The organism is Pseudomonas sp. LBUM1679 (assembly GCF_059695565.1).
On record NZ_CP166774.1, the window covers coordinates 5,326,124 to 5,341,711 of the forward strand.

Consider the following 15,588-nt stretch of genomic DNA (forward strand, 5'->3'; position numbering starts at 1 on the left):
TGTTAAGGTCGGATGCATGGCTATTAAAGAAGGTTTACGCCCGGGTGGCCGTAGCGCCCGGGTGCAAGAGTCGATTCATTCGGCCGTTCGTGACCTGCTCCAGGAGCAGGAGCGCTCAACCGTGACCGTCCCGCAAATCGCCGCCCGTGCGGGGGTCACGCCGTCGACCATATACCGGCGCTGGGGTGACTTGTCGGCGCTGCTGGCCGACGTGGCCCTCGCGCGCATGCGCCCCGACAGCGAGCCGGCCAACACTGGCAGCTTGCGCGGTGACGTGCTGGCCTGGGCGGATCAGTATCTGGACGAGATGAGCTCCGAACCCGGGCGCAACATGCTGCGGGACGTGCAAAGCAGCACCCTGCCGATTTATTGCGCGACCATAATTGGCGGGCAGTTGCAGACGATTCTGGACCGGTATCCTGATCAGCCGAAGCCGGGTGTCGATCGATTGATCAACCTGGTGGCGGCGCCGACGGTGTTTCGCATCCTGTTTTCGCCGGCTCCGCTGGAGGTCGAGGAGTTGCATCGGTTGATCGAAATTGCGTTGAGTCAGTGAGGCCGCTATCGCGGGCAAGCCCGCTCCCACAGGGATCTTCGTGTGCACACTATTTTCTACACACAGAGACCACTGTGTATGTGCACACTATTTTCTACACACAGAGACCACTGTGTATGTGCACACTATTTTCCACTCACAGAGACCACTGTGTATGTGCACACTATTTTCTACACACAGAGACCACTGTGTATGTGCACACTATTTTCTACACACAGAGACCACTGTGTATGTGCACACTATTTTCCACTCACAGGAGACCACTGTGGGAGCGGGCTTGCCCGCGATGAGGCCGGCACAGCCACCAAAAATCTGACGGCCACTGAGCGTGCGACACCCCGCCACGTCACGACCTTGGTCGACACTGACTAACGCCGGCGCTCGTGCGAGACTGTCTGACCGGGCGGGAGTCCCGGGTGTCTTTTGTCTGGAGTTCCCATGTCGCTGTCCAGCGGGCTGATCGCCACCGTCGCCCTGGCCTATATGGCCATCCTGTTCGCCATCGCCTTCTACGGGGACCGGCGCAGTGCGCCCTTGCCACCGCGCATGCGTGCCTGGGTGTACAGCCTGTCGCTGGCGGTCTATTGCACCAGCTGGACCTTCTTCGGCGCCGTGGGCCAGGCCGCCGAACAACTCTGGTCATTCCTGCCGATCTACCTCGGGCCGATCCTGCTGCTGGTCTGCGCGCCGTGGGTCCTGCAGAAAATGGTGATGATCAGCAAGCAGGAGAACATCACCTCCATTGCCGACTTCATCGCTGCGCGCTATGGCAAGTCCCAGGCACTGGCGGTGGTGGTGGCGTTGATCTGCCTGGTCGGTGTGCTGCCCTATATCGCGTTACAACTAAAGGGCATCGTGCTCGGGGTGAATCTACTGATCGGCGCGGGCGCGGACGCCACGGGCACTCGCGCCCAGGATACGGCGCTGGTCGTGTCGCTGGTGCTGGCGCTGTTTACCATCGTCTTCGGCACCCGCAACCTCGACGCCACGGAACACCACCGCGGCATGGTGCTGGCGATCGCGTTCGAATCGCTGGTCAAGCTCTTTGCGTTTCTCGCGGTCGGCGCGTTCGTGACCTACGGCCTCTACGACGGTCCCGGCGACCTGTTCGATCAGGCCATGCTCGCCCCACGCCTGGAAGAATACTGGAAGGAAACCATCAACTGGCCGTCGATGGTGGTCCAGACCGGTGTGGCGATGATGGCGATCATCTGCCTGCCCCGACAGTTCCATGTAACGGTGGTCGAAAACATCGACCCCCAGGATCTACGCGTGGCCAAATGGGTGTTCCCGGCGTATCTGGCGCTGGCGGCGTTGTTTGTCGTCCCGATCGCTCTCGCCGGTCAGATGCTTCTGCCCAGCTCGGTCTTGCCGGACTCTTTCGTCATCAGCCTGCCCCTGGCGCAGGCTCACCCAGCCCTGGCATTGCTGGCATTTATCGGGGGTGCCTCGGCGGCGACCGGCATGGTGATCGTCGCCAGCGTGGCCCTGTCGACCATGGTCTCCAACGACATGCTGCTGCCATGGTTGCTGCGACGCAACAACGCCGAGCGGCCGTTCGAAGTGTTCCGCCAGTGGATGCTCTCGGTGCGCCGGGTCAGCATCGTGGTGATCTTGCTGCTGGCCTACGTCAGCTATCGCCTGCTGGGTTCGACCGCCAGCCTGGCAACCATCGGCCAGATCGCCTTCGCCGCCGTGACCCAACTGGCCCCGGCCATGCTCGGCGCACTGTACTGGAAACAGGCCAACCGTCGGGGTGTATTCGCCGGTCTCGCCGCCGGGACGTTCCTCTGGTTCTACACCCTGATTCTGCCGATTGCCGCCTCCAGCCTGGGGTTGTCCTTGAGCAGTTTCCCGGGCCTGACCTGGCTGCACAGCAACCCGCTGCACCTGCCGATCACCCCGCTGACCCAAGGCGTGGTGCTGTCCCTGGCGGGCAACTTCACCCTGTTTGCCTGGGTGTCGGTGCTGTCGCGCACAAGGGTTTCGGAACACTGGCAGGCCGGTCGCTTCATCGGTCAGGAAATCAGCGCCCGTCCCAACTCCCGCTCCATGCTGGCGGTACAGATCAATGATTTGCTGCAATTGGCGGCCCGTTTCGTCGGTGAAGAACGCGCCCGTCAGAGTTTCATCCGTTTTGCCTACCGCCAGGGCAAAGGCTACAACCCGAACCAGAACGCCGACGGTGAATGGATCGCCCACACCGAGCGCCTGCTGGCCGGTGTGCTCGGCGCTTCCTCGACTCGCGCGGTGGTAAAGGCGGCCATCGAAGGTCGGGAAATGCAACTCGAAGATGTCGTCCGGATCGCCGACGAAGCCTCGGAAGTGCTGCAATTCAACCGCGCCCTGCTGCAAGGCGCGATCGAGAACATCACCCAGGGCATCAGCGTGGTCGACCAGTCACTCAGGCTGGTGGCGTGGAACCGGCGTTACCTGGAGTTGTTCAATTATCCGGACGGCTTGATCAGCGTCGGGCGACCGATTGCCGACATCATTCGCTACAACGCCGAACGTGGCCTGTGCGGGCCCGGCGAGGCGGAGGTGCACGTCGCCCGCCGCCTGCACTGGATGCGACAAGGTCGCGCCCATACTTCGGAAAGATTGTTCCCCAATGGACGGGTGATCGAGCTGATTGGCAACCCGATGCCGGGCGGAGGTTTCGTCATGAGTTTCACCGACATCACCGCGTTCCGCGAAGCTGAACAAGCGCTGACCGAAGCCAACGAAGGCCTGGAGCGACGGGTCACCGAGCGGACCCACGAACTGTCGCAACTCAACGTGGCCCTGACCGAAGCCAAGGGCACCGCCGAGTCGGCCAACCAGTCGAAAACCCGGTTCCTGGCCGCGGTCAGCCATGACTTGATGCAACCACTGAACGCTGCACGATTGTTTTCTGCAGCCCTTACTCACCAGGACGACGGCTTGTCCGGCGAGGCGCAGAAACTGGTGCATCACCTGGACACCTCTCTGCGCTCGGCCGAAGACCTGATCAGCGACCTGCTGGACATATCCCGCCTGGAAAACGGCAAGATCAACTCGGATCCCAAGCCGTTCGTGCTCAATGAGTTGTTCGATGTCCTCAGTGCCGAGTTCCAGGCGCTGGCCCGAGACCAGGGGCTGAAGTTCCGGGTCAGGGGCAGCAAGTTGCGGGTCGACAGCGACAGCAAACTGTTGCGGCGGATCTTGCAGAACTTCCTTACCAACGCTTTCCGCTACGGCAAAGGGCCGGTGTTGTTGGGGGTCAGGCGGCGCAAGGGCGAATTGTGCCTGGAAGTCTGGGACCGTGGTCCGGGGATTCCCGAAGATAAGCAGCAAGTGATTTTCGAAGAATTCAAACGCCTCGACAGCCACCAGACCCGCGCCGAGAAAGGCCTCGGGCTGGGCCTGGCGATTGCTGACGGTCTGTGTCGCGTGCTGGGCCACACCTTGCAAGTCCGCTCCTGGCCGGGTCGCGGCAGCGTGTTCAGCGTCACCGTGCCGTTGGCCCGGACGCAAACCGCGATGCCGGCCAAGGTCGTCGAACTCAACGGCAAACCGTTGAGCGGCGCGCAGGTGCTGTGTATCGATAACGAAGACAGCATCCTGATCGGCATGAACAGCTTGCTGACACGCTGGGGTTGCCAGGTCTGGACCGCACGCAACCGCGATGAATGCGCGGCGTTGCTCAATGACGGGATGCGTCCGCAACTGGCACTGGTGGATTACCACCTGGACCATGGCGAGACCGGGACCGATCTGATGGCCTGGCTGCGCACCCGATTGGGCGAACCGGTGCCAGGCGTGGTGATCAGCGCCGACGGGCGACCCGAGATGGTGGCGCAGGTGCATGCTGCCGGGCTGGATTACCTGGCCAAACCGGTGAAACCGGCGGCGTTGCGGGCGTTGTTGAGTCGGCATTTACCGTTGTAGCGTGAACCTGGGGGACGGTGTGCCCCCAAAAAGATCGCAGCCTGCGGCAGCTCCTACGGGATCGGGTTTGCCCGCGGTCAATGTAGGAGCTGCCGAAGGCTGCGATCTTTTGATCTTTTGATCTTTTGATCTTTTGATCTTTTGATCTTTACTCCGGCAACTCCGCCAAACCATCCACATCCGTCATCGCCCGCTCCAGCAGATCTGCCGGCAGGCTCTTGCTCGCCCGCGCCCCCAGCAACTTGAGCTGCTCGCTGCGACTGACCAGGTTGCCACGTCCCTCTGTCAACTTGTTGCGCGCGGAGCTGTAGGCCTTGTCCAATTGCTGCAAGCGATTGCCGACTTCATCCAGATCCTGAATGAACAACACGAACTTGTCGTACAGCCACCCGGCTCGCTCGGCGATTTCCCTGGCGTTCTGGCTTTGACGCTCTTGTTTCCACAGGCTGTCGATGACACGCAAAGTCGCCAGCAGCGTCGTCGGGCTGACGATCACGATATTGCGGTCGAAAGCCTCCTGGAAAAGCGTCGGCTCAGCCTGCAACGCGGCGGAAAACGCCGCTTCGATCGGGACGAAGAGCAAGACGAAATCCAGGCTGTGCAAACCGTCGAGCCGCTTGTAGTCCTTGCCGGACAGGCCTTTGACATGATTGCGCAGCGACAGCACGTGTTGCTTGATAGCGATCTGGCCGATGGCATCGTCTTCGGCCGCCACGTATTGCTGATAGGCCGTGAGGCTGACTTTGGAGTCGACCACCACCTGCTTGTCGCCCGGCAGATAAATGATCACGTCCGGCTGGAATCGCTCACCGTCCGGGCCCTTGAGATTGACCTGGGTCTGGTATTCGCGCCCCTTCTCCAGGCCTGCATGCTCCAGCACCCGCTCAAGAATCAATTCGCCCCAGTTGCCCTGGGTTTTCTGCCCTTTCAAGGCCCGGGTCAGGTTGGTTGCTTCATCGCTCAAGCGCAGGTTCAGTTGCTGCAGCCGCTCCAGTTCCTTGGCCAGGGAGAAGCGCTCACGGGCTTCGGCCTGATAGCTTTCCTCGACACGTTTTTCGAAGGACTGGATGCGTTCCTTCAAAGGATCCAGCAACTGCCCCAGACGCTGCTGGCTGGTTTCGGCAAAACGCTGCTCACGCTCGTCGAAGATTTTGCCGGCCAGCTCCGCAAACTGCGCACGCAGCTCGTCTCGCGAGCCTTGCAGGTCACTGAGACGCTGCTGGTGGCTTTCCTGCTGCTCACGCAGCTCGGCATTGAGCGAGGCGGTCTGGGCGTCCAGACGACGCAACTCGGCTTCTTTGCCGGCGCGCTCCAGATTCCAGGCGTGAGCGGCATCGCGGGCGTCGTCACGTTCGATCTGCAGCAGTTCCACTTCACGGCGCACGGCAGCGAGGTCCGCTTGCCGGGCGGTGTTGACCTGGCCCAGATCGGCGATTTCATCGCGGCAGGCTTCGAGCTGGGCGTTCAGTCCATCCTGGGCCAGATGGGCCGTGGTCAGGCGCTCTTCCAGCAGGGCCACCTGCGACTGCATCGCGCTCGCCCGGCGCTGTAATTGCCAGGCCAATACCAGCAACGGCAGCGCAGCACCCGCCAGACCGAGCAATGCGCTGGTCAAGTCCATAGCCATAGCCACTCCCGCCCATTCGATAAAACTTGAAGGTTAACCAAGGCGTCAGGTCTTGGACAGCTCAGTCTTCGATCAGACCCAATTCCTGCAGGGCGCGTCGATCCCCTGCCCGCGCAGCCTGGCGCAACAGGTCCTGACCGATTCGGCGATCCCGGGCATTGCCGCACTCGCGGCACATCAACTGACCAAGACGACTTTGCGCGGCGACGACGCCTTCACGGGCCGGTTGCTTGAGCAAACGTCCGGCGAAGTGTTTGACGTTGGTGTTTTCACCCAGGCGCGGGCTGTCCAGCAACCACTCGGCCACACGCATCGAAAAACGCTTGGGCGGGGTAACACTGGCGGGGGTGGAAGTGACTGAGATCGATACTGAGCGAAACTTCATAAAGCACTGAGGGACAGATCGGAAGGCGCGCCACTCTACTCTTTTTTTCCTACAGGTAAAGCCTAAAAAAACCCGGCACGCCCGTCCTAGAGCAAGCGCTCGGGACAATCCACAGAAGCTGTGGATAACTCAGTGGACAACCGCCTTTGAACTCTCGCAAAGCCCTATGGAATGGGGCCCGCAGTCAAACTGACGATTTTTTCACCAGTAAAAAAAAGCGATGTTTTTCATTGACTTAAATTTTGGATACAGGCACCCACCCGGGTTGAAGGCAAGATGACAGCGGGGTGACAGCCCGCGCAACTGATGTGCACAAGTACCTTTCAGGCAGTTATATCGGGGCGTTTTTTCGGAGCATTTTCGTGTCAGTCCTGGGGATAAACCCTGGCAAACCCCTGATCCAGCCCGGTACGAACTCGATAAACATCGGCGACCGATTGTCGGAATCTATGCTATTACAGGGCGAGATCGCCGGTCTTGAGCTTCTCGCGAGGCCTGGCCCGCGAGGCGAAAAAAGCGCTGGCAGGCATCTTTTTTGCCAGGGCACTTCCCTTTGCCAAATCAATCCGTTACTATCCGCAGCGTTAGTACCAAGCTGAAAGTCAATTCTGGTCGAACACTCCCCCCGGTCTGCCTTCCCCAAGCAAGGAAGCCTCTACCGAACAAGCGGGATCGACCACCTCGATGGTTTCCAGGTAATCCTTGCGTCAACACAGCCTTTGATCGAAAGCAAAGGGTGTTGCGAAGTTCACTTACTCTGACCGAACCAACCTGCAAATTGATCAGGATCTTCACCCCGGGCCCAGAACCTTTGCCCTTGATGTGTTGCCTGCCCTCCTAAGTACCTACCTGCCAGCCCAAGCGCGCCAATTATCAGCGCTTCAAACTGGCTGCTTTGTTCCAGTCGGGTTCTTCGATCGACCAATGGTGGTCGTCGTCACTGGAACGTTTAAATTTTGCACGGCTCTTATCCGTGTCGCTTGTAGGAACACCCAATGACTATGTCTACTCAAATCCACACCCAGGATGCTATCCGCACCCTGACCAACGCTTTTGCACCGATGAACTGCCTGATCATGGCCGCTCGCAAAGGCTGCTTCAGCTTTACCCTGGTCAACGAACACGGCATCGCCCGTCACAGCGAACGCCTGTACCCCGATCAATACTCCAGCGCCGAGCCGCTGCAGGCCGTGATCGAGCGTACCCGTCAGGCACTGGTTGCCTGATACGCCAGCAAGACTGAAAACCATAAAAGCCCTGCTCAAAAAGCAGGGTTTTTTATTGCCCGGTATTTCCCATTGCGACGCTGCTGCCTAAGCACTAACCGATATAACGGTTATAACTCGCAGCCGGAAATATTTTAAAAACAGTCCTTTACGGCGCGAATATGACACTACACTTCAACTCAAGCGGCCTGTTCCGCTTCCGGCGAGCCTGAGCCGATCCACTGCTGCCAAGGCCCCCTTCAGGACTCGCCGACTACTTCACGTTTCGAGGGTGATATGGGTATCGCTGCCAGCGAACTGTGCCGTTATGTGATCCGTCCGACCTTGATTTACCTCGGACGCCATAGCGCAACTGCCGAATCCCTGCTGCTGGGCATTGCCGCCAGCCAGTCTGCCCTTGGTTCCGCCCTGCATGACCGCCGTGGACACGGCCTGTACCGAATTGCCGAACCCCGCCACCAGGCGCTCTGGGACCACTACCTGGCACTGGACCCGGAACGCGCCAGCCTGGTTCGCGGCCTGGCCAGCCAGCATGCATTCCTCAGCAGCCCGCACCTCGAATTGACCGTCAACCTGCGTTACGCCACCGCAATCGCCTGGCTGCTGGTAGAAGAACAGAACACCCCGCTCCCCGAAGCAGCAGATGACTTGATGGGAATGGCCCGCATCTGGCGCCAGACTTTCCAGCCTCAAGGACGCCTGCGTGACTTCACCTTCGCCTGGCAGACCTGTGTTTCACCGCTGAATCAGGTCGCCTGCTGATCCTCCTTTTCGCAAGATCGTGCAACTTGTCGCGAATCTGGTCGGATTGTCCTACAAAACCGCTCTAAATCAAGCGTTACAGGCTATAGCGCCCGGACGAATTTCTTGGTAATTTTCGCCCCGGTGATCACCAGGAGTTCTAATAATGAAAAAAGTAATGCTCAAAACCACCATTAGCCTCGCCGTTGCCTTGGCATCCACCCAGATCTTTGCGAGTGGCTTCGCCCTCAACGAACAAAGCATCAGCGGGATGGGTACAGGTTTTGCCGGGCGATCTTCTTCTGCCGACGACGCATCCACCATTTTTGGCAACCCTGCCGGCATGTCTCGCCTCAAACGCGAACAAGTGACCGGCGGTGTTGCATTTATCGATGCACACACTGACATCAGTGATGCCAGCTCCCGTCCGAACGGTGGCACCAACAAAGGTGACATGGTCCCTTTCATGGGCGTGCCCATGGGCTACTACGTCAAGCCAATCGATGACCAGTGGGCATTCGGCATCGGCGTGTACGCTCCATTCGGCCTGGTGACCGATTACGAGAACGGCTTTGCCGGCCGTTACTTCGGCAGCAAGAGCGAAGTCAAGATCGTCACCCTCCAGCCAACCGTCAGCTACGCCTTCAACGACAAGGTTTCCATCGGTTTCGGTCCGACCATCAACCGCATCGACGGCAAGCTGGAATCGAACCTGTCGCTGAACCCGCTGGCACCGGACGGCGAAGTCAAGATCAAGGGTGACGACACGGCACTGGGCTACAACGTCGGTATCCTGGTTCAAGCCACCGACAGCACCGCTGTCGGCCTGACCTACCACTCGAAAGTGAAGTACAAGCTTGAGGGTGACACCAAGGTCAACTACGGCCTCCTCGGTGCCCTGGGTCAGAACCCGAACCAGAAGTTCGACGCTTCGCTGGACATCACTACGCCTGAATCGGTCGACTTCTCGGTTACCCACAAACTGGACAGCCAGTGGACCCTCTACGCCGGCAGCACCTGGACTCGCTGGAGCCGCCTGAAAGAAATCACCGTCGAGAACGAAGGCGTTCCTGCCGCTCTGGCCGCACGCGGCTTCGGCACCATCACCGAAGAGCAGAACTGGCACGACACCTGGGCTCACGCTATTGGCGCGTCCTACCAGTTGAACAAGCAATGGGTACTGCGTACCGGCCTGTCCGTTGACCAGGCGCCTACCAACAACGAAAACCGCTCCCCACGCATTCCGACTGGCGATCGCACAATCTTCAGCCTCGGTGCCGGCTGGAGCCCGACCGACGACCTGACCATCGACGTAGCGTATTCGTACCTGCGTGAAGAGTCGGTCAAGGTCAACGACAACAACGGCCGCCAGGCCTACGACGCTAAGTATGAAAACTCGGCGAACGGTTTCGGTGTAGGCGCGACCTACCGCTTCTGATGATTCACGGCGAACCTGAACCCCTCGCCGCCTGAATTGAAAAAGCCCCGCGCTCTTGAACAGAGGCGGGGCTTTTTATTGGACGGTGATCGCCCCCTGTAGGAGCGAGCTTGCTCGCGATGGACGTTAACGATGACGAGCGCAGTCTGGATGAACGCGGCGCCCTCACGTTTTTCGCGAGCAAGCTCGCTCCTACAGAGGAATCGGGGTCGATCAGGGTTGCGAAGCCAGGGCTTTCTCCACGGCTTCGATGAATTCGGGATCGTCAGGCTTGGTCAGGCTGGAGAAATCGGCGATCACCTTGCCCTGGCGATCGACCACGTATTTGTAGAAATTCCACTTCGGCGCACTGCTCTGTCTGGCCAGGATCTTGAACAGGTGAGTGGCGTCGTCACCACGGACTTTCTGCGGTTCGGTCATGGTGAAGGTCACGCCATAATTCGCGTAACAGACCTTGGCGGTCTCGGCAGCATCCTTAGACTCCTGCTTGAAGTCATTGGAGGGCACGCCGATCACCTCCAGCCCTTGATCCTTATAACGTTGATTCAGCGCTTCAAGGCTTTTGAACTGCGGGGCAAAACCACAGAAGCTGGCCGTGTTGACCACCACCAGCGGTTTGCCGGCAAAGCGCTGGCACAGGTCGATGGATTCCTTGGCGCGCAACTTCGGTAACGACCCCTGCAACAGATCGGGGCACTCTGCCGCTTGAGCCAATCCGGTAAACGCTACCACCAACGCGGGAACTGCAAGCCAACGCATCAGCATGTCGGTGCATCCTTGAGAAGTCGTCAGTCATGACGTTACTCGTCCTCACAGCCTGCTAGCAAGCACCCATGCCCAACTGCATCAGGGCCAGCCCGCCCTGGTGCCATCCCCACCATGCCAGGGCCAGCAGCAAGGCGCAGACAGCCGCCAGCGCAATCCGCGGCCAGAGACCGTTCATATCGCACTCATCCGGGTCTGCAGGCGCGCCACCGGCTGCTCACGCACCGGCCAGTTCAGGGCGGCGGCCAACAGGCTCAAGAGAATCGCTACCTGCCAGATCAAGTCGTAACTCCCGGTTCGGTCATACACCACCCCGCCCAACCAGCCGCCGAGGAACGATCCGAGCTGGTGGAACAGGAACACAATCCCGCCGAGCATGGACAGATTTCGTACGCCGAACAAGGTCGCGACCGTGCCGTTGGTCAAGGGCACGGTCGACAGCCACAGGAACCCCATCGCCATGCCAAACAGATAGGCGCTGGTCGTCGTCACCGGCGCCCACAGGAACAACCCGATCACCACCGCCCGCAGCAAATACAGACCGGTGAGCAAGCGCGGCTTGGACATCCGCCCGCCGAGCCAGCCCGCCGTATAGGTACCGAAGATATTGAACAGCCCGATCAGCGCCAACACCGTAGTGCCGACGGTGGCTGGAAGATGCTGGTCCACCAGATAAGCCGGCAAGTGCACGCCGATGAACACCACCTGGAAGCCGCAGACGAAAAAGCCGAACGCCAGCAGCCAGAACCCCGAATGGGAGCAGGCTTCGTGCAGTGCTTCGGACAGGGTTTGCTCATGCCCGAGGACCGGCAGCGGTTTGTCCTTGAGCATGCTCACCAGCGGCACGATCAGCGCCACCAGCAGGCCCAGCACCAGCAATGCCGCAGACCAGCCCAACCAGCCGATCAATCCCAGCGTGCCGGGCAACATGGCGAACTGGCCGAAAGAACCGGCGGCACTGGCGATGCCCATGCCCATGCTGCGTTTCTCCGGCGGCACCGCGCGCCCCACCACGCCGAGGATCACCGAGAACGAGGTGCCCGACAGCCCGATACCGATCAATAGACCGGCACTGAGCGACAAGGTCACGGCCGAGTCGGACAGGCCCATGCACGCCAGGCCCAAGGCGTACAGCACCCCACCGATGGCCACCACTTTCGCCGCACCGAAGCGGTCGGCCAGCGCGCCGGTGAAAGGCTGCGCCAATCCCCAGATCAGGTTCTGCAAGGCGATGGCGAAGGCGAATGTCTCACGCCCCCAGCCGAACTCGGCACTCATCGGCGCCAGAAACAGCCCGAAGCCATGCCGTACACCCAGAGACAACGCGAGAATCAGCGCACTCCCCAACAGCACCCATCCGCACGTACGCCACATCGATGTCATTCTTGTTCTCCAGTTACGGGTATATACCCGCTTAAAATCGGAAAAACCGGCTTCAGGCCAGTTCGTCCAACAGCTTCAGCAAGGTTTCGCGTTTTTCGGCGCCCAGTCGATCAACCAGGCGCTGTTGCGCTGCCTCCCAGGCCGGCAACGCCGCTGTCAGGCGTTCCGCGCCAGCCTCGGTGAGCTGGACGATACGATTGCGCATGTCTGCGCCTTCGACCAACCTGACCAGCCCTTCGCCCTCCAGCACCCGCAGATTGCGCCCCAGGGTGCTGCGGTCCAGGCCCATGGCCTCGGCCAGGGTGGAAATACTCGGTTGATCCAGACGCTGCAGATTGCACAGCAGAGAATACTGGGCAACGTTGATCCCGAAGCCATCGAGAGCGCCGTCGTAGTGCCTGCTGACGCCACGGGCGGCGCGACGCAGGTTGATGCATAAACATTGGGAGTCGAGCATGGTGCGTGTATATACCCGCGGTTAAATGAAAGCAAATTTTAAAACATTACCCTGTAGGAGCGAGGCTTGCCCGCGAAGAACGAAAACGCGGTTTTCTGAGAAACCACGGTGTGCCCTTCGCGGGCAAGCCACGCTCCTACAGGATTAATGCAAGCCCTACGATAACCATCATTTCGAGCAGCTCCAGCAACGCCCCCGCCGTATCGCCCGTCGTCCCGCCCAATCGCCGCAGCATCGCGTGCCGCAACCAGGCAAATACCCCCACTGCCAGTACAACGGCCAGCACACCACTGAGACCGGCCACCAGCACACAGGCCAACGCACTCGCTGCCAACACCTGCTTGCCCGCCAGCCTTGGCAAGTGATCAGCCAGCGCCTGCCCCAAACCACCGGGACGCACATAAGGCGTGGTCAGGAACAACCCCAGCATCGCGCTTCGTGCAATCAATGGAACAATGATCAGCACAACGCTGTGTTGCTGCTCGATCAACGCCAGCAACGCGGCGAATTTGAGCAGCAGCACCAGCACCAGCGTCACCACCGCGATCGGTCCGCTGCGAGGGTCTTTCATGATCGTCAGCGTGCGCTCACGATCGCCAAACCCGCCGAGCCAGGCGTCGGCGCTGTCGGCCAGGCCGTCGAGGTGCAACGCCCCGCTGAGCAACACCCACACCGTCAGCAACAGCGCCGCGTGCAGCCACAGCGGCGTGCCGAGCAACAGCCCGTTCAGCGCCCAAAGAATCATGCCGAACAGTACACCGACCAGCGGATAAAACAGCAGCGATCGACCGAGCTCCCGAGGCGCCGGCATACCTGGCAGACGAATCGGCAGACTGCTCAGGAACTGCAGGGCGATCCAGAACGGCAGCATGCTCAGTTCGCTTCCATAAGGATGACGCCGGTCTCGACGCGCAAAGAAAACAGGGCACCATGACCGACTTCAACATTGAGCAACTGTTCGCGCGGCAATCCCCGCGCCTGGGCCAGCAACAAACGCATCACCCCGCCATGGCTGATCAGCAATACCCGCTGACCCGCGCAGGTCGCCAGCAAACGCCCGACCGCTGCCAACACCCGCGTCGAAAAATCCTCGACCCGTTCACCCTCAGGCGGCGTAAACGCATAGGGATCGGCCCAGAACAAACCCAGCGCGTCGGCATCGGTCTCCATCAGCGCCGCGGCGCTCTGCCCTTCCCAAGCCCCGAAATGCAGCTCCTGCAGATCTTTATCCAGGTGCACGGGCAAGCCCAGTTGTGTTCCGAGTTCTTCGGCGAACCGTGAACAGCGTTGCAACGGTGAGCTGACCAAGCGATCCCAAGGCCCTTGCTCGACGATCGCCGCGCGCATCTGCGCCCAGCCTTTATCGGTCAGCGCATCGTCGAGGCTGCCGCGCAGGCCACCGCCGAGTTCGGTTTCGCCGTGGCGCAAGAGATCAAGGTGCAAGGTCATGCCGGACGATCCGCCACCGCGGCTTCGGCGAAAGTCGCCATCTGCCCGTGAAGATCGCAGGCCAGACGCAGCAATGGCACGGCCAACGCGGCGCCACTGCCCTCACCCAGGCGCAGCCCCAGGTCCAGCAGAGGTTCGGCATTCAGGGTCTCCAACACATGGCGATGACCCGGCTCGGCACCGCGATGGCCGAACAACAGCCATTCGCGGCAATCCGGGTTCAAGCGCACCGCGACCAACGCGGCAACACTGCAGATGAACCCGTCCACCAGCACCGCGACGCCTTCCTGGGCACACGCCAGATACGCGCCGACCAGGGCCGCGATTTCAAACCCCCCGAGATTTAGCAGGGTTTGCAGCACGTCGCCACGCCGGGCGCCGTGCAATGCCAATGCGCGCTCGATGACCTGCGCCTTATGGCTGACACCCGTCGCATCGAGTCCGGTGCCCGGCCCGGCCAGATGCAGCACCGGGCAATCGAGCAAGGCGCAGGCCAAGGCGCTGGCCGCGGTGGTGTTGCCGATGCCCATTTCACCACCGATGAACAACTGCGCGCCCGCCGCGATGGCACGCTGCGCACTGTCGCGTCCGGCCTGCAACGCGAGTTCGCCCTGGGCCCGAGTCATGGCCGGACCGTCCACGAAATTGGCGGTGCCCGGGCCGAGGTTGAGGTGGCGCACGCCCGGCAGATTCAGCGACGGCGTCACGGTGCCGAGGTCGACCACTTCAAGGGATGCCCCCAGTTGCCGCGCCAACACGCTGATTGCCGCACCGCCGTTGACGAAGTTGTGCAGCATCTGCCCGGTGACTGCCTGGGGAAACGCCGACACCCCTTCGGCGACCACGCCATGGTCACCGGCAAAAATCGCGATCCACAGCTGATCCAGATTCGGCTTTACCCGTCCCTGCAACCCGGCCAATTGCACCGCCACCGACTCGAGACGACCGAGGGAGCCGGCCGGTTTGGTCAGCTGCTGCTGTCGCGCCTCAGCCTGTTCGACGACTTGGGCGTCGATCGGTTTGCACGGGTTCAGCCACCAGGATTGAGTCATAACGCAGTTCCTTTCAAAGTCAGGGGCAGGCCGGCGACGGTCAGGACGACGCGCTGACAGCGTTCGGCCAAGGCTTGATGCAGCCAGCCGGCTTCATCGACATAGCGGCGAGTCAATTCGCCCAGTGGCACGACACCCATTCCGGTTTCGTTGCTGACAAAAATGATCTCGCCCGGCAGCGATGCCAGGCACTCGAGCAGGGCTTCGCGTTCGGCTGTCAAACGCTCGGCGTCGTCGAGCATCAGCAGGTTGGTCATCCACAGAGTCAGGCAGTCCACCAGCAGGCAACGGTCAACGCTGGCGGTTTCGCGCAAGACGCGGGCGAGTTCAACGGGCTCTTCGATCAACGACCATTCGGCCGGGCGACGGGCGCGGTGATGAGCCACCCGTTCGTTCATTTCACCGTCCAGGGGTTGGCTGGTGGCGATGTAGGTCACTGCCAGGCCACTGTCGGAAGCGAGTTTTTCGGCCAGGCGGCTTTTGCCGGAGCGGGCGCCGCCGAGGATCAGTTGCAGCATGGTTCATTCCTTAAAATCTTCGGTGAGTCGACGGGCCTCATCGCGGGCAAGCCCGCTCCCACAGGGATTTGCGTCGTACACA

The 15,588-nt window shown here is 60.8% G+C and carries 15 protein-coding genes; 5 read left to right on the plus strand and 10 right to left on the minus strand.

Annotated elements, in window-relative coordinates; genetic code table 11:
* The first annotated feature begins 16 nt into the window (after positions 1-16).
* Positions 17-556, plus strand: a complete 540-nt coding sequence (locus ACA062_RS24100; protein WP_497453328.1) for a TetR/AcrR family transcriptional regulator — start codon at positions 17-19, stop codon at positions 554-556.
* Positions 557-994: 438 nt separating this feature from the next.
* On the plus strand, positions 995-4,465 hold the full coding sequence (locus tag ACA062_RS24105; RefSeq protein WP_497453329.1) for a hybrid sensor histidine kinase/response regulator: 3,471 nt from the start codon (positions 995-997) through the stop codon (positions 4,463-4,465).
* A gap of 148 nt (positions 4,466-4,613) precedes the next feature.
* On the opposite strand, the gene ACA062_RS24110 is transcribed toward ACA062_RS24105, so the two are convergent.
* Together ACA062_RS24110 and ACA062_RS24115 are read right to left on the minus strand one after the other, a co-directional pair.
* Positions 4,614-5,978 (minus strand): DNA recombination protein RmuC, encoded by a 1,365-nt coding sequence (locus ACA062_RS24110; RefSeq protein WP_497457489.1) that lies wholly within the window; start codon positions 5,976-5,978, stop codon positions 4,614-4,616.
* Positions 5,979-6,153: 175 nt separating this feature from the next.
* Positions 6,154-6,477, minus strand: coding sequence for a sel1 repeat family protein (locus ACA062_RS24115; protein ID WP_497453330.1), 324 nt, complete (start codon positions 6,475-6,477; stop codon positions 6,154-6,156).
* 1,001 nt (positions 6,478-7,478) lie between these two features.
* Here ACA062_RS24115 and ACA062_RS24120 point away from each other — a divergent pair.
* The 3 genes from ACA062_RS24120 to ACA062_RS24130 all read left to right on the plus strand — a co-directional run bounded on the left by ACA062_RS24120 (position 7,479) and on the right by ACA062_RS24130 (position 9,882).
* Positions 7,479-7,703 (plus strand): hypothetical protein, encoded by a 225-nt coding sequence (locus ACA062_RS24120; RefSeq protein ID WP_007898912.1) that lies wholly within the window; start codon positions 7,479-7,481, stop codon positions 7,701-7,703.
* A gap of 276 nt (positions 7,704-7,979) precedes the next feature.
* Entirely contained in the window at positions 7,980-8,465 is a 486-nt protein-coding gene (locus tag ACA062_RS24125; protein ID WP_497453331.1) for a hypothetical protein, read from the plus strand.
* A 145-nt stretch (positions 8,466-8,610) separates the two neighbouring features.
* Positions 8,611-9,882 (plus strand): OmpP1/FadL family transporter, encoded by a 1,272-nt coding sequence (locus ACA062_RS24130; RefSeq protein ID WP_497453332.1) that lies wholly within the window; start codon positions 8,611-8,613, stop codon positions 9,880-9,882.
* A 213-nt stretch (positions 9,883-10,095) separates the two neighbouring features.
* Here ACA062_RS24130 and ACA062_RS24135 read toward each other — a convergent pair whose 3' ends face one another.
* The 8 genes from ACA062_RS24135 to cobU all read right to left on the minus strand — a co-directional run bounded on the left by ACA062_RS24135 (position 10,096) and on the right by cobU (position 15,506).
* Positions 10,096-10,647: a glutathione peroxidase gene (locus tag ACA062_RS24135; protein ID WP_497453333.1), complete on the minus strand. Its 552-nt coding sequence runs from the start codon at positions 10,645-10,647 to the stop codon at positions 10,096-10,098.
* A gap of 55 nt (positions 10,648-10,702) precedes the next feature.
* Complete coding sequence (locus tag ACA062_RS24140; RefSeq protein WP_497453334.1) at positions 10,703-10,825, minus strand: hypothetical protein; 123 nt, start codon at positions 10,823-10,825, stop codon at positions 10,703-10,705.
* Positions 10,822-12,030, minus strand: coding sequence for an MFS transporter (locus tag ACA062_RS24145; RefSeq protein ID WP_128873316.1), 1,209 nt, complete (start codon positions 12,028-12,030; stop codon positions 10,822-10,824). The genes ACA062_RS24140 and ACA062_RS24145 overlap by 4 nt, the downstream gene beginning before the upstream one ends.
* Before the next feature lie 52 nt (positions 12,031-12,082).
* Positions 12,083-12,487, minus strand: a complete 405-nt coding sequence (locus ACA062_RS24150; RefSeq protein ID WP_497453335.1) for a MarR family winged helix-turn-helix transcriptional regulator — start codon at positions 12,485-12,487, stop codon at positions 12,083-12,085.
* Positions 12,488-12,623: 136 nt separating this feature from the next.
* Complete coding sequence (locus ACA062_RS24155; RefSeq protein WP_497453336.1) at positions 12,624-13,358, minus strand: adenosylcobinamide-GDP ribazoletransferase; 735 nt, start codon at positions 13,356-13,358, stop codon at positions 12,624-12,626.
* Positions 13,359-13,360: 2 nt separating this feature from the next.
* Positions 13,361-13,936, minus strand: coding sequence for an alpha-ribazole phosphatase family protein (gene cobC / locus ACA062_RS24160; protein ID WP_497453337.1), 576 nt, complete (start codon positions 13,934-13,936; stop codon positions 13,361-13,363).
* Complete coding sequence (gene cobT / locus ACA062_RS24165; RefSeq protein ID WP_497453338.1) at positions 13,933-14,988, minus strand: nicotinate-nucleotide--dimethylbenzimidazole phosphoribosyltransferase; 1,056 nt, start codon at positions 14,986-14,988, stop codon at positions 13,933-13,935. Before cobT ends, cobC begins: the two co-directional genes overlap by 4 nt.
* Positions 14,985-15,506 carry a bifunctional adenosylcobinamide kinase/adenosylcobinamide-phosphate guanylyltransferase gene (cobU, locus tag ACA062_RS24170; protein ID WP_497453339.1) on the minus strand — a complete coding sequence of 174 codons (522 nt, stop codon included), beginning with the start codon at positions 15,504-15,506 and terminating at the stop codon, positions 14,985-14,987. The genes cobT and cobU overlap by 4 nt, the downstream gene beginning before the upstream one ends.
* Positions 15,507-15,588 lie beyond the last annotated feature (82 nt).